This is a genomic window from Pseudomonas sp. CCI4.2 (assembly GCF_034350045.1).
Taxonomy (GTDB): Bacteria; Pseudomonadota; Gammaproteobacteria; order Pseudomonadales; family Pseudomonadaceae; genus Aquipseudomonas.
In genome coordinates this window covers 5,512,656-5,532,589 of record NZ_CP133781.1, presented here as the reverse complement: position 1 = coordinate 5,532,589, position 19,934 = coordinate 5,512,656, and the positions used below count along the sequence as shown (strand labels likewise).

Sequence of the window (19,934 nt, the reverse complement as noted above, 5' to 3'; positions counted from 1 at the left end):
GCCGTTATTAGCACCCCATAGACCATCGCCCAAGGAGATCCCATGCGCGTGCCCCAGATTTTCGCCGCCGCTGCTATTGTGTTGGCCAGTTCGTTAAGTATGTTTGCCCAGGCTGACGATGCCGCTGATAAAGCCATCCGCAAAACCCTCGACACGCTGAAGCTCGACGTGCCGATCGACAGCATTGCGGCCAGCCCGCTGAATGATCTGTACGAAGTGAAACTCCAGGGCGGCCGCGTCCTGTATGCCAGCGCTGATGGTCAGTTTGTGATGCAGGGTTACTTGTTCCAGATGCAAGACGGCAAGCCGGTCAACCTGACCGAGAAGGCCGAGCGTCTGGCTATTTCAAAAACGATCAATGGTATTCCTGCCGCTGAGATGGTGGTTTACCCCGCCATCGGTGAAACCAAGTCGCACATCACCGTGTTCACCGACACCACCTGCCCTTATTGCCACAAGTTGCATGCCGAAGTGCCGGAACTGAATCGTCTGGGCATCGAAGTTCGCTACCTGGCGTTCCCTCGCCAAGGTTTGGGTTCTCCTGGCGACGAGCAGCTGCAAGCAGTCTGGTGTTCCAAGGATAAGAAAAGCGCCATGGACCGTATGGTCGCCGGCAAGAATATCGATGCGCCTAAATGCGCCAACCCTGTGCCGAAACAATACGCCATGGGCCAGTCGATTGGCGTGAACGGTACGCCAGCCATTGTGCTGGCAGACGGTCAGGTCATTCCGGGTTATCAGCCAGCCCCGCAAGTGGCCAAGTTGGCGTTGAGCGCCCAATAATCCTGCCTGGCAGGGTTAGCCTCTGACGAACAAAGGCGCGCGGTATCAACCGCCGCTTCATTAATAGAGCCACCTCGTAGCGGGTGGCGGTTTTCACGGCCGGCCTTGCGTCGGCCGTTTTATGGGGAGTTCAGAGTGAAACCGGTCAAAGTAGGCATCTGTGGACTAGGTACTGTCGGTGCGGGCACGTTTAATGTGCTTCAACGTAACGCTGAGGAAATCGCTCGCCGTGCCGGGCGTGGCATTGAAGTCGCGCAAATTGGTATGCGTCGGCCAAACCCCAAATGCCACATTGCTGATACCCCTACGACCGCTGATGTTTTCGCTGTGGCGACTAACCCTGAAATCGACATCGTTATCGAGCTGATCGGCGGCTACACCGTTGCTCGCGAACTGGTGCTCAAAGCCATTGAAAACGGCAAGCACGTTGTGACCGCCAACAAAGCGTTGATCGCTGTCCACGGTAACGAAATTTTCGCCAAAGCCCGGGAAATGGGCGTGATCGTTGCGTTCGAAGCTGCAGTGGCTGGCGGTATTCCGGTGATCAAGGCGATTCGTGAAGGGCTTGCCGCCAACCGTATCAATTGGGTGGCCGGGATCATTAACGGTACCGGTAACTTTATCCTCACCGAAATGCGTGAGAAGGGCCGGACCTTTCCAGACGTGCTGGCACAAGCCCAGGCACTGGGCTACGCCGAAGCCGATCCGACCTTCGACGTTGAAGGCATCGATGCTGCGCACAAACTGACCATTCTTGCGTCCATTGCTTTCGGTATTCCGTTGCAGTTCGACAAGGCTTACACCGAAGGCATCACCAAGCTGACCACGGCGGACGTGAACTACGCCGAAGCGCTGGGTTATCGTATCAAGCACTTGGGCGTGGCACGCAGCACCGCCGCCGGTATCGAGTTGCGGGTGCACCCGACGCTAATCCCTGCTGACCGTCTGATCGCTAACGTCAATGGCGTGATGAACGCCGTGATGGTCAATGGCGATGCTGCGGGTTCGACCTTGTTCTACGGCGCCGGCGCCGGCATGGAGCCTACCGCTTCATCAGTGATCGCTGATCTGGTGGACGTGGTTCGCGCCATGACCTCCGACCCGGAGAACCGCGTGCCGCACCTGGCTTTCCAGCCAGACTCGTTGTCCGCGCATCCGATTCTGCCGATCGAAGCCTGTGAAAGCGCCTATTACCTGCGCATACAGGCCAAGGATCACCCTGGCGTCCTGGCGCAGGTGGCGAGCATCCTGTCGGAACGCGGGATCAACATCGAATCGATCATGCAGAAGGAAGTCGAAGAACACGACGGCCTGGTGCCGATGATTCTGTTGACCCACAGCGTGCTGGAGCAACGGATGAACGATGCCATCGAAGCACTGGAAGCCTTGCAGGACGTCGTTGGACCGGTCGTTCGTATTCGCGTCGAACATTTGAACTGAGGCAGCGATCAGAGACAAGCTTCAAGCTTTAAGCTTCAAGTAAAAGCAAATCAACATCGCGGCAAGTTTCACGCCGCAAGCTGCAAGTAGAAGCCCTGCCGCTTTTAACTTGCAGCTTGTAGCTTAAAGCTTGCAGCTCCAACCGAAGGTTGCCCCCATGCGCTACATCAGTACCCGCGGCCAAGCGCCCGCGCTGAATTTCGAAGACGTGTTGCTCACGGGTCTCGCCAGCGATGGCGGCCTGTATGTGCCGGAAAACTTGCCGCGTTTCACCCACGAAGAGATCGCGTCCTGGGCGGGCCTGCCATATCACGAGCTGGCTTTTCGGGTGATGCGCCCGTTCGTCACCGGCAGTATTCCGGATGCCGATTTCAAAAAAATCCTCGAAGAAACCTATTCGTCGGGCGAAAACGGTGTGTTTGCCCACAGCGGTATTGCGCCTTTGCGCCCGCTGAACGGCAACGAGTGGGTGCTTGAGTTGTTCCACGGTCCGACCCTGGCATTCAAGGACTTTGCTCTGCAATTGCTCGGGCGTTTGCTCGACTACGTGCTGGCCAAGCGTGGCGAGCGGGTAGTGATTCTTGGTGCGACTTCCGGCGATACCGGCTCGGCGGCGATCGAAGGTTGCCGTCGTTGCGACAACGTCGACATTTTCATCCTGCATCCGAACAACCGGGTATCTGAAGTTCAGCGTCGGCAGATGACCACCATTGCGGGCGAGAACATTCACAACATCGCCGTCGAAGGCAACTTCGATGACTGCCAGGAAATGGTCAAGGCCAGCTTCGCCGACCAGGACTTCCTGAAGGGGACGCGCCTGGTTGCGGTCAACTCGATCAATTGGGCGCGGATAATGGCCCAGATCGTCTACTACTTTCACGCAGCCCTGCAGCTTGGCGGTCCGGCGCGGTCGGTGGCGTTCTCGGTGCCAACCGGTAACTTCGGCGATATTTTTGCGGGTTATCTGGCGCGCAACATGGGCTTGCCGATCAGCCAATTGATCGTCGCCACTAACCGCAATGACATCCTGCACCGCTTCATGAGCGGCAACCAGTACACCAAGGAAACACTGCACGCGACCTTGTCGCCGTCCATGGACATCATGGTTTCGTCGAACTTTGAACGCTTGCTGTTCGATATGCACGGACGTAACGGCGCAGCCATCGCGGGCTTAATGGAAACGTTCAAGCAGAGCGGCGCTTTCAGTGTCGATGCCGAGCGCTGGACCGAAACGCGCAAGCTGTTCGATTCGCTGGCAGTCAGCGATGAAGAAACCTGTGAAACCATCGCCGAGGTGTTCGCAAGCACAGGCGAAGTGCTTGATCCGCACACGGCGATCGGTGTCAAAGCTGCCCGCGATTGTCGTCGCAGTCTGGACATCCCGATGGTGATTCTGGGGACCGCACATCCGGTTAAATTCCCGGAAGCAGTCGATAAAGCCGGTGTAGGAAAAGCGCTTGAGCTACCTGCACATTTATCTGATTTGTTTGAGCGTGACGAAAAGTGCACTGTCCTGCCAAACGACTTGAAAGCCATCCAGGCCTTTGTCAGCCAGCATGGGAATCGCGGAAAACCGCTTTAACGGTATCGTCGTGTAACAACATAAGGCCCGCCATTTGGCGGGCTTTCTCATTTCCGCGTGCCACACTCGTGAGGTATTGGATCCATATGGAATGGAATAGCGGTGAAGGAAGTCAACATGCACCATACGAGTGTCCCTATAAAAAGCGTTTTTCACACAGCCCTGCTGCTGTTGCTGTTATGTATAAGTCAGATGGTGTTCGCCGCCAATAGCCTACCGTTCAGACTCGTCCCTCCCTTTGTCAGCCTGACGCCGCTGCCCCTCAATCCACCAGACCGGCAATGGCTGGATCAACGCCAGAAGTTGCGTGTTGGCATCTCGATCGCCGACTACGAGCCGATCGACATCACCAGCGATCGCAATCGTTATCAAGGCATCAGTGCTGATTACCTGAGTCTGATCGGCAGTAAGCTCTCGGTGCCCATTGAGGTCGTGGGTTTCGCCCAGCGCAATGAAGCTGTTGAGGCGTTACGCAACGGCACTGTCGATATTCTTACAACGGCCAATGGCTTTGAGCGTGGGGAAAAGGCGCTGGCGTTTTCTGTTGATTACCTTCCGGACCGCTCCGTTATCGTTGGGCGCGGCAAAGACGCAACCCTGCCATCAGGGTTGAAAGGCAAGAAAATCGTCCTGCTCGATGGTTACGCCGATGCCGAGGTGGTTCATCGGGTCTATCCAGGCAGCGAGGTGATTCTCGCTCCCAACCTGTTTAGCGCCCTTGAAGCCCTGAACCAGGGCGAGGTCGATGCTTTTATTGGCAACGAAGTCATCGTGCGTGCCTACATGGCGCTGCGGCCCTACATGGGGCTGCAGATCAAGTCCGAAAGTGCGTTGCCGCCCATAGGATTTTCATTCGCTGCTCGTTCGCAAGACGGTGCTCTGGTGGCGATGATCAACCTCGCGCTCGCGAGCATCGATGACTCGGTTCGGCGTGAAGTGCTTGGGCGCTGGACAACGGGCCTGGGATCGGACGTTGCCCGCCAGCGCATCAAGGTGAGTACTGCCGAACAAGGCTGGGTTCGCAAGCACCCGCAAGTCACGGTCGTGTCGGGGCAACACCCGCCATACCTCTACAAAGACTCAAACGACCATTGGGTCGGCCTGAACGTGGACATGCTGGAGCGGATTTCACGCATGACGGGTTTGAAGTTCGTGCATAAAGAAGTGACCTCCACCGAGGAAAGCATCAAGTTGCTGCGAAGCGGCCAGGCCGATATGAGCACGACCTTGGCTGAAAACAACGAACGCGAACGCTTTCTCGATTTCACGTACTCGTTTGGAGGCAGCAGTTGGGTGTTTGTCTCGCGTGAGAGCGAAACGTCTCCTGTCAGCCTCAAAACCTTATCCGGGCGCACCCTCGCGCTGCCTGCCAGGCATGCGCTGGAGGACTATGTTCGTCGAAACTACCCGGACATTCGCATCCTGTCTGTCGACACCTACGAACAAGCTCGGAGGATGGTTAAAGACGGTCAGGCGGATGCCACGATCCAAAGCGAGGCCGGGGCTAATCTGCCTCCGCTCGACGCGCTAAAGGTCGGCCGTAACGTTGAAGGCCAGTGGTCATCCGATCGTTTTTCAGTGGTACAGAGTGAGCCCGAACTGCTCAGTATTTTGAATAAGGCGCTGGAAGAGTTTCCGGTGGCGGAGATGCGCGCTATTCGCTTGAAATGGTTGGGCTCGGTGGCCGTGCAGCCACCGGTTTGGCAGCGTATTCCGGGTTGGGTCTACTGGGCCCTCGCCGTGGCACTGATAGTCGGCCTGATCTCCCTGGTCTGGAGCGGCCGCTTGAAAGTGCAGATCCAGCAGCGGCTCAAGGCAGAGGAGCAACTCAGTGATCAGTTGGCATTCAAGCGGGCCTTGCTCGATGGCATTCCCAATCCGATCTACGTCCGCGACCTCGGCGGATGTTTGATTTCGTGCAACCGCAGCTATGAGGAAAGTTTTGGTATCAGCTTCGAGCAAATGAGCGGGCGACGCCTGATTGATATTGAGCTAATACCGCGCATGAGCGCCGAACAGATGCACGGCGACTACCTGAAATTGCTGGAAAGCCAGCAGCCGGTGTTTGCTGATCGGCGGATGGAATTGTTCGGACGCTTGATCGATGCGTACCAATGGACCGTGCCGTTTTACCGTGCTGACGGTCAGTTGCAGGGTTTGTTGGGTGGCTGGATTGATATCACCGAGCGCAAACGGCTGGAAGCCCAGCTCACCGAAGCTCGGCAACTGGCAGAGCAGGCCAATGAAGCCAAAAGTGCTTTTCTGACAACCATGAGTCATGAGATCCGCACGCCGATGGGGGCGATCATCGGTTTGCTCGAACTCGAACGAGAGGCGACATTGCTGCGCGGCGAAACACCTTCTCAAGGTCTGGAGGTTGCCTATCGGTCCGCAGGAGAGCTGATTGAGCTGATCGGTGACAGTTTGGACCTGAGCAAAATTGAAGCTGGCAGCATGCAGCTGGCATTAGCAGTGACCTCGTTGCGGCCGTTTTTCGATGGCATTTGTCGGCTGTTCAAAGCCAGCGCGTGTGACAAGGGGCTCGATGTGCGGTTGGCATTTTCCGAACAGGCCGAGGGAGATTGTTGGCTCGACCCTCTGCGTTTGAGGCAGGTCATGCATAACCTACTGAGCAATGCCTTGAAGTTCACCCAAGAAGGCTCAGTCGTGGTCAGTGTCAACACATCGGGTGTGTCCCAGCGGCCCTGTCTGCTGATCAGCGTCAAAGACAGCGGTGTGGGGATCGACGCCGCGCGGCAATCTCAGTTGTTTCAGCCATTCGCCCAAGCCGCTGACGATACGGCTGCCAAATACGGCGGCTCCGGCCTCGGTTTGAGTATCTGCAAGCAACTGGTTGAATTAATGGGCGGCCACGTCAGTCTTGAAAGCTCGCTGGGGGTGGGTACCTGCGTGACAGTCGAGCTGCCCTTGGTTCGAGTCATTAAAACCCACGATCAGGCCGCCACCGCCGATGAACTTCGCGCCATCAGCCGCTCGACTCGGGTGCTGGTGGTTGATGACTTGTCTGCGAACCGTCTGGTACTGACACAGCAGTTGAGATTTCTCGGTCATGAGGTGGTGTCCACCGGCGATGCGCAAGCGGCCCTGACACTATGGCGAGACGAAGCATTCGATGCGGTCTTCACCGACTGCAACATGCCGGGAATGAGTGGTTATGCGTTTGCTGAACGCATTCGACAGATTGAGGTGGAGGAGCAACTTCAGCCCTGTCCGATCATTGGCTATACCGCCAACGCCATGAGTGGCGAGCGTGAACGCTGTGAGCAGGCAGGCATGAGTCAACTGTTAATCAAGCCCGTGCCCCTCAACCGGCTGGCACAGGTGCTTGCCGATATTGCGCCGATGCAGTCTTTTGATATTGATACGCTGCGCAGAATGACCCAAGCCAACGCGGCACAAATGCAGCACCTGCTATCAGAGCTTTGGAAAAACTTGCAGCAGGAGGTTGAGGTCTTTGCGCCCGCCATTGTTACGCAGGATTGGAAAGCGCTGAGTGCCTCACTGCACCGTTTGAAGGGTGTGGCATGCCTGATTGACGCCGTTCCGCTGGCCAAGGCGTGCGCCAGTCTCGACAGCAGCGTGGGCGAGCAAAACGGCACGGCGCTCGCCTCGCAATGGCAAACATTAAGTGGGGCCATCGACCAGTTGCGCACGGATATCCAACGCCACTTGGCGCCTCCAGTTTAGGACGCGTCTTATTGGGGACAGATGTCTTGGACTTTAAAGTACAGAGACCGTTGGCTAAAACTGCTCCGATCCGGGAGGCGAAACCGTGCGCTCACTTAACGTTTTGATACTTGAAGACAATGCATTTCAACTCATGGCGCTGCATCAGATGTTCAACGCCAATCAGGTGTTCAATGTCATGACCGCCCACAGCGTCGCTGATGCGCGGCAATCATTGGCTAATCGCGGTGATGTCGATATTGCTATCTGTGATTTGCAAATGGAGGGTCCGGACGGGCTCGAGATGATTCGATACCTCGCCGAAGGTCAGCGGGCCCGGGCGATCATCATCCTCAGCAGCAGCGACAGAAGCGTGCTCGACGGCGCCGCCTATCTGGCGCGACAGCAGGGCATGTGGGTGTTGGGCTGTGTGCAAAAGCCGGCGTCTGCCTTGGTGATTCGTGAGTTGTTGGAGGCTTATTGCGCCGGTCGGCCGGATCTCGAACAGCGCCCCTTGTTGGCTGATTGCGCAGTGTTTTCGTTGGAAGAGCTTCACCCGCTGGCGCCCGGACAGCGCATGGACGAAGCGGACATTACCGAGCAGTGGATTGCCCATTACCAACCCAAAGTCAGCATTGGTGGTGATTTACTCGGCGTCGAAGCGTTAGCTCGCTGGCAGCATCCTCGTCACGGTTTATTGTCACCGGGCGGCTTCATGGCCGCTGTTGAGGATGCCGGGTTAATCGTGCCGCTGACTTGGCGCATGCTCGAGTTAGCGTTGAAATTATCGTCCGAGGTGATGCAGGCAAGTGGCAGCGCGTTACCGGTTGCGGTGAATATTGTTCCGGAAATGTTCAATGAAGAAGACTTCGTAGAGGGCGTCGGGGCGCTCCTTGCGCGATTTGAACTGCCAGCAAACGTCCTGACCCTTGAAGTCATCGAGCGCTCGGCGCTGCAAACCACCACCGCGCAACTGGAAGGTTTGCTGCGTTTGCGCATGCGTGGCTGCACATTGTCGATCGATGATTTCGGCACAGGCGCATCGAATATTCAGCGCCTGCTGCAATTGCCCTTTTCCGAGTTGAAGATTCCGGCCGAATTCGTCCGAGGCATGGCCGACGATGCCCGCAAAGCCGCCGTGGTGGCGGGTGCCTGGGTGATGGCGCGTGAGATGGAAATGCAGGTGGTGGTAGAAGGCGTGGAGACCGCTTGTGACTATGAGGCGGTCAAGGCGTTGGGCCAGCCGTCTGTGCAGGGGTATTTAATTGCCAAACCGATGAGCGAGACCGACCTGTTGAGCTGGATGGCAGCGCGTTCCAACGTTGGTCTCAGGTCAGCCCATGCTCCTGCAAATAAATAAACAAGCCAGCATCATTACTCAGCCCTAATTTACGCATGGCGCTGACTTTCTGTGCGCTTACGGTTTTATTGCTGCGGCTTAGTTGCGCGGCAATCTCCCCCACAGAACGACCGGCGCCCAGCAGACGGAGCACTTCGGACTCCTTGGGGGAGAGATGTTCATGAGCGATCAACGTCTCTGAACCATAATCACCGGCCTCAAGCAGTTTTCTGGCCACTGAATCCGCTATGTACTGCTTGCCTTGATGGAGGCATTCAATCGCCGCCGGCAACTCACCCGCCAGGCTGGCTTTACTCAACAGCGCCGTAACACCTAACGCCAGAATCGAACGAAACAGCCCCGCATTGTTGAGCATGGTGACGACGACGATGGGCAGCTGTGGGTAATCGCGGCGAACTCGCTCCAGCAATCGCAACCCGTCGTTTTGCACATCAACGGGCATCATGAAATCAGTCACCAGCACATCGCAGGGGTGGTTTTTCAGGGCCTCGGCAAGCGCCGATGGAGAGCCAGCCTCGGCGATTACAGTGGCATTGCTGTGTTGCTCAAGCACAACCCTTAGCCCGATCAGGAAAATAGGGTGGTCGTCGGCCAGAATGACGCGCAACGGTTTAGCAGTAGCGGCGTTCAAAATCAGGTTCCTTCAAGCGGGACAATTACCGTTGTTTTTTTCTGTCATCTTAGGCAGGCATGCTCTGGCGTCTGGTTGCGCCAACCACCTCGGTCAGGCGAGAAGAACTTTCTCATCAGGCGGAGGGTCATTAATAAGTACCTTGCATTCAATCTGCCAAGTGGTGACTAGATGGAAAATATCAGCTTACTGCTAAGTGAAGCCCTGACACCTTATCAGGCAACCTTGGGCCCGGTGGGCGCTAATGGTGAACGGGTCGTCACTTTGAGGAATGCGGCGGGCGCGATTGTGATCGAACGCATGCTCTGCGTCGCGCAGCTGCGTGATAAGCGCCAGCTCACTGATGTGGTGGATGGTTTTCACCGAGACCTGTTGATCGCCGAGGGCCGAATTGAACCTTGCGTCATTGCAGCCATGCGCCATGCGACTCACACCCAAGTGTTTACCTCATTCCAGGCTTTTAATTGATTGCTCGGGAACCTTTCTCGCATTCGGTGCTCTGATTAATTACAGCAGCTCAAGCATTGTGCTCCGGTGATTGGCGTCTGCTGTACTGGTCCTGAGGGACCACGGTTTGCCCCGAGTAAGTACCCCACTGCTCGGGGTTTCTTTTGCCTTCGATTTGACCGGCAATCTGTAGATACTGTCTTGTTGGCGAAGGTCTTTCGGACCTTGTCGCAGTTTCGACAGCTCCTGCGCAAATGTGTGCAACGTCAACACCGTGGGACCGAATTTATTCGGGAAGGCTTCAGTCTTGACACGCTGCAACCTCAAACAACACAACGTGCCACTCAGTTTGCTGCGCGACAGCGCACCGTCAACTCAGCTACGGGCTTTCAAAAAACGCCTTGGCATCCTCCAGATACTCAACGCGAGACTGAGGGTCTAGCTGCTCAGCGTAGAGGTCGATGAGTTTGGTTCGACGCAGCACTCGCATCTGGCGGTTGATGATTTCCATGGCTTCGCGCCCTTGGGTTGTGTCCGAACAGCCGACGTGGGCGAACTGATATTTGGCCGTGCCCATGACCGGATAGAACGCAAGGTCGTTGGGGTCGATGTTCTGCTGTGTTGCGAGAAAGCGCGCCTCGGGCCAATAACTGATTAAAGCGTGCAATCGCCCCACGCGCTCCATCTGCAACAGGCTGCCGACCGCATCATTGCCATAATGCCGACTGACCTCATCAACTGAAGTGGTCCGAAGTATTTGATCGATCACCGGACCATAGCTGCGCTCTGCAACGATACCGAGCTTGATTTCTCGACTTGCCAACACCGCCTCAAGATCAACCTGGCCGTTCTTGATAAAAGGGCTAAAGCGTGAGATGTCATCGCGGCGAATCACCATGCCGTTACTGATCACCGCATAGGTTGGAATTGAAAAAATAATGGTCTTGGCGCGCTCGGCGGTCCAGAGCAACGTTGGGTCACAGGTAAACGTCGCTTCACCGAGCATCTGCAGGCCCCGGGCGCGGTTGACATGCAGCAGCAGATGATCGTACTCAGGCATCCCGGCGATCAGCAATGGCATCAGCTTATCAATGGCGCCTTGCCCCTTCTGCGGGCCGGAGTTAATGGTGAGGGGCGGAAAGTCTCGCAGTAGCCACATCAGGGTGTCTTTGGCCATACCGACGCGCGGGATGCATAGAAACGTCAGCGTGATCAGTGCGAGTTTCGCGCTGGATTTGGCAGGTAGCAGGAAGCGGTAGGCCATCAATGATTCCATCCGCAAAAAAGTGACTGAATTATAGCGCCATATAGATGACGTCTTGCTCGCCAAATCAGAATCGTACCTCAAGTCAAGGCCGCCTTCAGCCATATGTCAGCCGAACGCTGCCCCACAGGCTCATAAATAAAGGCTTTATCAAACCGTTGCCGGACCATCGCCGTCGTTGAACAGGTTTGCATCGGTTAGACTTGTCGTCTTTCCCCGTACCTAGAAGTCCGTTCATGGCCCAGCCGTCCACGACCTACAAATTCGAACTTAACCTCACCGACCTTGATCGTGGAGTGTATGAGAGCGTCAAACAGACCATCGCGCGGCACCCTTCCGAAACTGAAGAACGTATGACCGTGCGATTGCTCGCGTACGCTTTCTGGTACAACGAGCACCTATCGTTTGGGCGTGGTCTGTCAGAAGTAGACGAACCTGCGCTGTGGGAAAAAAGCCTCGACGACCGTGTTTTACACTGGATTGAAGTCGGTCAGCCAGATGCGGATCGTCTCACCTGGTCGTCGCGGCGAACCGAACGTACCAGTTTGTTGGCCTATGGCAGCCTGCGTGTTTGGGAAACCAAGGTTATTCCCGTCGCGAAGAACTTGAAAAACGTCAATATCGCCGCCGTACCGCAAGACATTCTGGAAGTCTTGGCCAAGAACATGCCACGGGTTATCAAGTGGGACGTAATGATCAGCGAAGGGACGATTTTCGTCACTGACGACCGCGGCCAGCATGAGGTTCAGCTGCAGTGGCTCACCGGAGAGCGCGACTGATTTTCGTCGTCTCTGACTACACGGCCAACGTGGCCAAACGATAAAAATACCAGCGGAAACCGAATGCGTATCGAAGCTCGCCAGTTGCCTGACACTTTGCCGTTTCTTGGCGACTTACCCCCCTTGTTGACGCGTCTATATGCCGCACGCGGCGTGGTGTCCGAGGCGGAGCTGGACAAGAGCCTGGCGCGGCTGATTCCGTACCAGCAACTCAAGGGTATTGATGCAGCGGTCGATCTGCTGGTCATCGCGCTGAAAGAGCGCCAGCGCATTCTGATCGTCGGCGATTTCGACGCTGACGGGGCAACTGCCAGCACCGTTGGCGTGTTGGGCCTGCGTCTGTTCGGCGCGGCCCATGTCGATTACCTGGTGCCTAATCGGTTTGAATACGGTTACGGCCTGACCCCGGAAATCGTCGCGGTCGCGCTGCAACGTCAGCCGCACTTGTTGATCACAGTGGACAACGGCATTTCCAGCGTCGAAGGCGTGGCGGCGGCCAAGGCGGCGGGTTTGACGGTGCTGGTCACCGATCACCACTTGCCCGGCCATGAGCTGCCCGCCGCCGATGCCATCGTCAACCCGAATCAGCCCGGTTGTGAATTTCCCAGCAAAGCCCTGGCGGGCGTAGGCGTTATCTTCTACGTGTTGATGGCCCTGCGCGCCCGCTTGCGCGACAGCGGTTATTTCGAGGCCAACCAACAGACCCAGCCAAATCTCGGTGAACTGCTGGATTTGGTCGCGTTGGGCAGCGTTGCTGACGTCGTGCCGTTGGACGCCAACAATCGCATTCTGGTACATCAAGGTTTGCTACGGATTCGTGCCGGTCGTGCACGGCCGGGGCTCAAAGCAATTCTCGACGTCGCCCGCCGGGAAGCTTCACGCATTACTTCCACCGACCTGGGTTTCATCATCGGGCCGCGCTTGAACGCGGCCGGGCGTCTGGACGACATGAGCCTGGGTATCGAATGCCTGCTCTGCGAAGACGAAACCCTGGCCCGTGAAATGGCCGGGCGTCTGGATGATCTGAACCAGGACCGCAAGTCCATTGAGCAAGGTATGCAGCGCGAGGCGCTGGCCCAGCTCAAGGACTTGCCGTTGGAGTCGATGCCGTTCGGTTTATGCCTGTTCGAGACCGATTGGCACCAAGGCGTGATTGGCATCCTTGCCTCGCGCATGAAAGAACGTTATCACCGCCCGACCATTGCCTTCGCCAGCGCGGGGGAGGGTGTGCTCAAGGGCTCGGCGCGTTCGGTGCCCGGCTTTCACATCCGCGATGCGCTGGACGCGGTTGCCGCCAGGCACCCGGAACTGATCAGCAAGTTCGGCGGCCACGCAATGGCGGCCGGGCTGTCGTTGCCGGAAGCGAATTTTCCCGCCTTTGCCGAAGCCTTCGACGTCGAAGTCCGTCGTCAATTGAATGAAGATGACCTCACCGGGCGGCTCCTGTCTGACGGCACTCTGGCCGTCGAAGAATTTCACCTGGAACTGGCCCGCGCCTTGCGCAACGCCGGTCCCTGGGGTCAGCATTTTCCCGAACCACTGTTCCACGGCGTTTTCCAGTTGGTCGAGCAACGCATCGTTGGCGAGCGACATCTGAAGATGGTACTGAAAAGCGAATGCGGATCACTGAAACTCGATGGCATCGCCTTCAGTGTCGACCGGGAGATCTGGCCGAATCCAACCATTCGCTGGGTGGAACTGGCCTACAAACTCGACCTGAATGAGTTTCGGGGCAATGAAACGGTTCAGTTGATGGTGGCGCACATCGCTCCGCGTTAGAGCAGGTAAGTAGAAGAGGGGCACGAACCCTCGCTACCTCGGGTTGTCTACTAGGCTCTAAGCACGATCGCAAACGTTAATTAGAGTCTGGAAGTTTAACTTGAGAGGTGCCCATGAGCCTGCTGCTTGAACCCTATACCATCCGCGAACTGACCTTGCTCAACCGCATTGCGGTGTCGCCGATGTGTCAGTACTCCTGCGTCGACGGCCTGGCCAATGACTGGCATCTGGTCCATCTCGGAAGCCGTGCCGTCGGCGGCGCGGGTCTGATTTTTACCGAAGCCACCGCAGTGACCGAAGACGGTCGTATCACCCCTGAAGACTTGGGGTTGTGGAACGACAAGCAGATCGAGCCGCTGCAACGGATCACCCGCTTCATCGCCGCCCAAGGCGCGGTCGCCGGTATCCAACTGGCCCATGCCGGGCGCAAATCCAGTACGTGGCGACCTTGGCTTGGCAAGCACGGCAGCGTACCGATCAGTGAAGGCGGTTGGGTACCCGTGGGCCCATCTCCGATTGCGTTCGATCCGCAACACACCTCGCCGTCTCAGCTGGATGAACCGCAGATCCAGGACATCATCACTGCGTTCGTTGACGCCGCCAAACGCGCATTGATTGCCGGTTTTAAAGTGATCGAACTGCACGCTGCCCATGGCTATTTGCTGCACCAATTTCTGTCGCCGCTAAGCAACCAACGTCGCGACCAATACGGCGGCTCATTCGAGAATCGTATTCGCCTGACGCTGCAAGTCACCGAAGCCGTGCGCGCAATTTGGCCACAAGAGCTGCCCTTATTCGTGCGCGTCTCAGCGACCGATTGGGTGGAAGATGGCTGGAACCCCGATGAGACCGTTGAGCTGGCGCGGCGTTTGAAAGAGTTGGGCGTGGACTTGGTTGACGTGTCATCAGGCGGCACGGCGGCCAAGGCTGAAATTCCGGTAGGACCGGGCTACCAAACACGCTTTGCCGAACGCGTGCGCAAAGAAGCCGGCATCGCCACCGGCACCGTGGGCATGATCACCGAACCGGCACAGGCCGAACATATCCTGCGCACCGGTCAGGCCGACCTGATTCTGTTGGCCCGTGAACTGCTGCGTGACCCCTATTGGCCCCTCCATGCCGACGACGACCTCGGCGGCCGCAAAGCCGTCTGGCCCGCCCAATACCAACGCGCCACCCACCGTGACCAACCCATCCACGAATCTGATTTGCGCGATTGAAGGGATAGGCGGCGTGTCAGGCACGCCGCAGGTAATGTCGTCGCAGCTCCTACACGAGGCGCAGGCCTCAGCTTTTTCCAACCGTCCACGCGTCCCCAGCCGGCGCCGTCCCATGGTCGTACGGTTTGCCGAGCCACATGTAGATCAAGCCCAGGCCGATGACGATGGCGGTGGTCAGGACCATGGCGTAGTTGATGTACCACGGCGCGTCCGGGGTGCGAGGCCAAGCCATGTTGATGATCGCCAAAACGCCATAGATCAGCGCACCAAGATTGATCGGCAGGCCCCATTTACCAAGGCTGAATTGACCGCTGGGTATCCAGCCCCGTGCGCGGGCGAAGAGTGCCGCGAGCACGATCATCTGGAACGCCAGGTAAATACCGATGGCGGCAAAGCTGACGATGGTGGCGACCGCATCCTGCAACACGAAGCCCAAGCAAATGATCAGTGCCGGTAATATTCCCGCCACAAACAGTGCCGCGACCGGTACTTGGGTATTGGGCGACAGACGTTTGAGCACGTTGCTGCCCACGATCATTTCATCTCGGGCGTAGGCGTACAGCAATCGGCTAGCGGCGGCCTGTAGGCTGATCACGCAGGAGATAAACGAAATCATCACCACGCCCATTACCACTTTCGAACCGGTGACACCGAACGCATTACTGAGAATGGTAGTCACCGGGTCTTTGTCGGTGCCATTGATTACCGCCGCCATGTCCGGCACGGACAGAATCAGCGCCAGGCACGCGAACATTGCTGCGGCACCCGCCGATGTAGATGGTCATGCGCATGGCGCGGGGAATCATCTTGCTCGGGTTGGGTGTTTCTTCAGCCACGTCACCGCAGGCTTCAAAGCCGTAATAGAGAAACATCCCTGCCAGCGATGCGGTCAAGAATGCCGGCAGGTATGAGCCGTCGATGCGGATGTCGAAGGTATTGAACAGCACGCTGATCGGTTGGTGACGTTCGAAGATCAACAAGTACAGACCAACGATCACTGCGCCAATCAATTCGCACAAAAAGCCGAACATGGCGATGCGTGACAACACTTTAGTGCCGCTGAGATTAACCAGCGTCGCAAACAGGGTCAGCACCAACGCGATCACGATATTGGTGTTGTTACTGGGCTCAAAACCCAACATTGCGGCCAAGTATGGCCCAGCCCCCACGGCCACTGCGGCAATGGTGACGCACAAAGCAATCGCGTAGATCCAACCGACCATCCACGCCCAGCGCTTGCCCACCAAACGGCGCGCCCACGGGTAAACACCGCCGGATATTGGAAACTGCGACACCACTTCACCAAAGATCAGGCACACCAACAATTGGCCAATACCCACCAATAGATAGGCCCAGAACATCGGTGGCCCACCGGCTGCCAGGCACAGGCCGAACAAGGTGTAGACGCCAACCACCGGCGACAAGTAAGTGAAGCCGAGGGCAAAGTTTTCCCACAGACTCATGGTGCGGTTGAAATTGGAGGTATACCCCAACTTCCTGAGTTGCTCGGCATCGCTGTCGGCGGCCGCAGTAAGGGATGGAACCGTCATATGTTTCTCCTGGAAATCGGCAGATTTTGGGTATGAGAATCCGCAGCCGTGCAGTCGCGCGCGACCCGGTTCAGTCGTTATTGTTGTGATCTCGATTACGGGTGAAACCGTGAGTCCGTCTGATCGCAGACTTGGGCAGTTCCTACAGTTTTAAAGCGCTTTCTGTAGGGCTGCCCAAGGCTGCGATCAACTTTTAATGCTTGAACATCACGTGTCTAACGGTGGTGTAGTCCTCCAATCCATACATGGACATATCTTTGCCATAACCGGACAATTTCTGCCCGCCGTGGGGCATTTCGCTGACCAGCATGAAGTGCGTGTTGACCCACGTGCAGCCGTACTGCAAGCGTGCGGCGAGCCGATGGGCGCGGCCGACATCGTTGGTCCACACCGAAGACGCCAAGCCGTAATCCGACTCATTGGCCCAGGCCAAGACCTGTGCTTCATCATCGAATTGGGTCACCGAGACCACCGGTCCAAACACTTCGCGACGGACGATTTCATCATCCTGCTGAGCGTCGGCCAACACCGTTGGCTCGAAGAAGAAGCCATTACCTTCCACCGCTTTACCACCGGTGATCAGGCGAATGTGTGACTGGGCAAGCGCGCGTTCAACGAAGCCTGCGACCCGGTCCCGATGCTGGGCCGAAATCAACGGACCCAGTTCGGTTGTCGGATCGTCTTGCAAGCCGACCTTAATGCTGCTGACGGCTTCGCCCAGTTGGGTGACGAATTTTTCGTAAATACCTTTCTGCGCATAAATCCGGCACGCGGCGGTGCAGTCCTGGCCGGCGTTGTAAAAGCCGAAGGTACGAATGCCTTCCACGGCGGCTTCAATATCGGCGTCGTCAAAAATGATCACCGGTGCTTTGCCGCCCAATTCCATGTGCATGCGTTTGACGCTGTCGGCGGTGCTGGAAATGATATGCGAGCCGGTGGCGATGGAGCCAGTCAGCGAGACCATCCGTACTTTCGGGTGGGTGACCAGCGGATTTCCCACGGTTTGTCCGCGACCGAATACCAGGTTCAGCACGCCGGCCGGAAAGATCTCGGCAGCCAATTCAACCAAGCGCAACGCGGTCAACGGGGTTTGTTCGGACGGTTTGAGCACCACGGTATTACCTGCCGCCAATGCCGGCGCGATTTTCCAGGCGACCATCATCAGCGGGTAGTTCCACGGTGCAATCGAGGCGACAACGCCCACCGGATCACGGCGGATCATTGAGGTGTGGCCGGGTAAATACTCACCGGCCGCCGAACCGCTCATGCAACGGCTGGCGCCGGCGAAGAAACGGAACACATCAGCAATCGCTGGCATTTCATCGTTCAGCGCAGCGTGATACGGCTTGCCGCAGTTATCGGATTCGAGTTTTGCCAATTCTTCAGCGTGGGCTTCGATGGCATCGGCCAGCTTCAGCAGCAACAGCGAGCGGTCCTTGGGCGCGGTCTGCGACCAGCTTTCAAACGCGGCATCGGCTGCTCGTACAGCGGCATCGACCTGAGCCTCGCTGGCTTCGTTGATTTCTACCAATACACGGCCCAACGCCGGGTTGAATACCGATTGGCTGGGGCCTTCGCCCGCGACCAAGTGGCCATTGATCAACAGTTTGGTTTGCATGGTTGGCTCCTACAGGGGAATTGGTTATTTACCACCACTGCCCGCGACGCTTTCGCCGCCGCGTGTCAGGTAATACGCGCCAAGGATTGGCAGCATAGTCACCAGCATCACCAGCATGGCGACCACGTTAGTCACCGGCACATCGCGCGGTCGACTGAGTTGATTGAGCAGCCAGATCGGTAACGTCCGCTCATGGCCTGCGGTAAAGGTGGTCACGATGATCTCGTCAAACGACAACGCAAACGCCAGCATCCCGCCCGCCAACAAGGCTGACCCTAGGCTGGGCATGATGATGTAGCGAAAGGTTTGCCAGCCGTCGGCGCCCAAGTCCATCGATGCTTCGATCAAACTGTGAGACGTGCGGCGCAGTCGGGCGACGACGTTGTTGTAGACGATGACCACACAGAAAGTCGCGTGGCCGACGATGATGGTGAACATCCCAGGTTCGATGCCCAGGGTCTTGAACGCCGAGAGCAGGGCGATACCGGTGATGATACCCGGCAGCGCAATCGGCAGAATCAGCATCAGCGAGATCCCGTCCTTGCCGAAGAAATCCCGGCGGTAGAGCGCAGCGGAGGCCAGCGTGCCCAGGACCATCGCAATCAAGGTGGCGAAGCAAGCAATTTCCAGCGAGAGCTTGATCGAGTCCAGCACATCCGGCCGCGAGAAGGCCACGCTGAACCACTTCAGGGTGAATCCCCGTGGCGGAAAGCTGAACGCGGCATCTTCGGTGTTGAAGGCGTACATGAAAATTATGAAGATCGGAAAGTGCAAAAACACCAGTCCGCCCCAGGCCGCAAGTTTCAGGCCCAGGGACGCTTCTGCCGCGCCGGTCGATGAGTTAAAGCGCATCGAAGGCCCCCAAGCGTTTGACGATGGACAAGTAAATCGCAATCAGCACGATGGGCACCAACGTAAACGCCGCCGCCATGGGCATGTTGCCGATGGCGCCTTGCTCGGCGTAAACCATGCTGCCGATGAAGTAACCGGGAGGACCGATCAGTTGCGGCACGATGAAATCGCCCAAGGTCAGGGAGAAGGTGAAGATCGAGCCGGCGGCAATCCCTGGCACTGACAGCGGCAATACTACGTTCATGAAGGTCTGGCGCGGCGTGGCGCCAAGGTCCGCAGAGGCTTGCAACAGCGACGGCGGCAAGCGCTCCAGCGACGCTTGAATCGGCAAAATCATGAACGGCAGCCAGATATAAACGAAGACCAGAAAGCGCCCCAGGTTCGAAGTCGACAAGGTGCTGCCGCCGATCTCGGGGATGCTCAGGACCAACTGTAAAACCGGTTCCAGTCCCAAGTGCTGAACGAACCACTGGGCAACGCCGCCTTTGGCTAACAGCAAGGTCCAGGCGTAGGCTTTGACGATGTAACTGGCCCACATCGGCATCATCACCGCGATGTAAAAAAACGCTTTGGTTTTGCCCGTGGTATAGCGCGCCATGTAATAGGCGATGGGAAACGCAATAATGCCGCTGGCAATCGACACCGCCACCGCCATGCTCAAGGTGCGGGTAATGATGTCGAAGTTGGCCGGGTTGAACAGTGCGGCGAAGTTGGCCGCGGTCAGGTCCGGCGTGACGGCCATGGTGAAGTCGTCGAAGGTATAGAACCCTTGCCACAAAAGGGTCAGCAATGAGCCGAGGTACACCGCGCCAAACCAGGATAACGGCGCAATTAGCAGCAGCGCCAAGTAAAGATTGGGGCGTCGATACAGCAAGTTGGAAAACCGCCGTAAGGACGATTGCCTGAGCTGCGTCGCCGGATGAGTCATGGTCTGGCTCATGA

Annotated in this window: 14 protein-coding genes and 1 pseudogene; 9 read left to right on the top strand and 6 right to left on the bottom strand. The window is 57.2% G+C overall.

Annotation, left to right across the window (positions count from 1 at the left end; all coding sequences use genetic code 11):
* Positions 1–42: 42 nt before the first annotated feature.
* From dsbC to RHM65_RS25090, 5 genes are all read left to right on the top strand, one after another.
* Complete coding sequence (dsbC, locus tag RHM65_RS25110; RefSeq protein ID WP_322168008.1) at positions 43–783, top strand: bifunctional protein-disulfide isomerase/oxidoreductase DsbC; 741 nt, start codon at positions 43–45, stop codon at positions 781–783.
* 135 nt (positions 784–918) lie between these two features.
* Positions 919–2,223: a homoserine dehydrogenase gene (locus RHM65_RS25105; RefSeq protein WP_322168009.1), complete on the top strand. Its 1,305-nt coding sequence runs from the start codon at positions 919–921 to the stop codon at positions 2,221–2,223.
* A 157-nt stretch (positions 2,224–2,380) separates the two neighbouring features.
* Positions 2,381–3,805: a threonine synthase gene (gene thrC, locus RHM65_RS25100; protein WP_322168010.1), complete on the top strand. Its 1,425-nt coding sequence runs from the start codon at positions 2,381–2,383 to the stop codon at positions 3,803–3,805.
* 117 nt (positions 3,806–3,922) lie between these two features.
* Entirely contained in the window at positions 3,923–7,513 is a 3,591-nt protein-coding gene (locus RHM65_RS25095) for an ATP-binding protein (RefSeq protein ID WP_416194759.1), read from the top strand.
* 85 nt (positions 7,514–7,598) lie between these two features.
* Positions 7,599–8,852, top strand: a complete 1,254-nt coding sequence (locus RHM65_RS25090) for an EAL domain-containing response regulator (RefSeq protein ID WP_322168011.1) — start codon at positions 7,599–7,601, stop codon at positions 8,850–8,852.
* Here RHM65_RS25090 and RHM65_RS25085 read toward each other — a convergent pair.
* A complete protein-coding gene (locus tag RHM65_RS25085; protein WP_322168012.1) occupies positions 8,821–9,483 on the bottom strand; it encodes a response regulator transcription factor in 663 nt (220 codons plus the stop codon). The two genes, RHM65_RS25090 and RHM65_RS25085, sit on opposite strands and share 32 nt — an antisense overlap.
* A gap of 171 nt (positions 9,484–9,654) precedes the next feature.
* Between RHM65_RS25085 and RHM65_RS25080 the strand changes: the two genes are divergently transcribed.
* On the top strand, positions 9,655–9,951 hold the full coding sequence (locus RHM65_RS25080) for a DUF3509 domain-containing protein (protein WP_322168013.1): 297 nt from the start codon (positions 9,655–9,657) through the stop codon (positions 9,949–9,951).
* Between the two features lie 358 nt (positions 9,952–10,309).
* On the opposite strand, the gene RHM65_RS25075 is transcribed toward RHM65_RS25080, so the two are convergent.
* Entirely contained in the window at positions 10,310–11,146 is an 837-nt protein-coding gene (locus RHM65_RS25075; RefSeq protein ID WP_416194786.1) for a TIGR02285 family protein, read from the bottom strand.
* Between the two features lie 284 nt (positions 11,147–11,430).
* On the opposite strand from RHM65_RS25075, the gene RHM65_RS25070 reads away from it, so the two are divergent.
* From RHM65_RS25070 to RHM65_RS25060, 3 genes are all read left to right on the top strand, one after another.
* A complete protein-coding gene (locus RHM65_RS25070; protein ID WP_322168015.1) occupies positions 11,431–11,973 on the top strand; it encodes a YaeQ family protein in 543 nt (180 codons plus the stop codon).
* Positions 11,974–12,036: 63 nt separating this feature from the next.
* Positions 12,037–13,752 (top strand): single-stranded-DNA-specific exonuclease RecJ, encoded by a 1,716-nt coding sequence (gene recJ, locus RHM65_RS25065; protein ID WP_322168016.1) that lies wholly within the window; start codon positions 12,037–12,039, stop codon positions 13,750–13,752.
* Positions 13,753–13,865: 113 nt separating this feature from the next.
* The gene (locus RHM65_RS25060; protein ID WP_322168017.1) at positions 13,866–14,972 is read left to right on the top strand and encodes an NADH:flavin oxidoreductase/NADH oxidase; all 1,107 of its coding nucleotides are present in this window, start codon (positions 13,866–13,868) and stop codon (positions 14,970–14,972) included.
* Between the two features lie 67 nt (positions 14,973–15,039).
* Here the strand turns inward: RHM65_RS25060 and RHM65_RS25055 are convergent.
* The 4 genes and pseudogenes from RHM65_RS25055 to RHM65_RS25040 form a co-directional block, all read right to left on the bottom strand.
* Positions 15,040–16,522: pseudogene (locus RHM65_RS25055) on the bottom strand (APC family permease).
* A gap of 193 nt (positions 16,523–16,715) precedes the next feature.
* Complete coding sequence (locus RHM65_RS25050; RefSeq protein ID WP_322168018.1) at positions 16,716–18,140, bottom strand: gamma-aminobutyraldehyde dehydrogenase; 1,425 nt, start codon at positions 18,138–18,140, stop codon at positions 16,716–16,718.
* Positions 18,141–18,164: 24 nt separating this feature from the next.
* A complete protein-coding gene (locus tag RHM65_RS25045) occupies positions 18,165–18,992 on the bottom strand; it encodes an ABC transporter permease (protein ID WP_322168019.1) in 828 nt (275 codons plus the stop codon).
* The gene (locus RHM65_RS25040) at positions 18,982–19,920 is read right to left on the bottom strand and encodes an ABC transporter permease (RefSeq protein WP_322170779.1); all 939 of its coding nucleotides are present in this window, start codon (positions 19,918–19,920) and stop codon (positions 18,982–18,984) included. Before RHM65_RS25040 ends, RHM65_RS25045 begins: the two co-directional genes overlap by 11 nt.
* Positions 19,921–19,934: the final 14 nt, after the last annotated feature.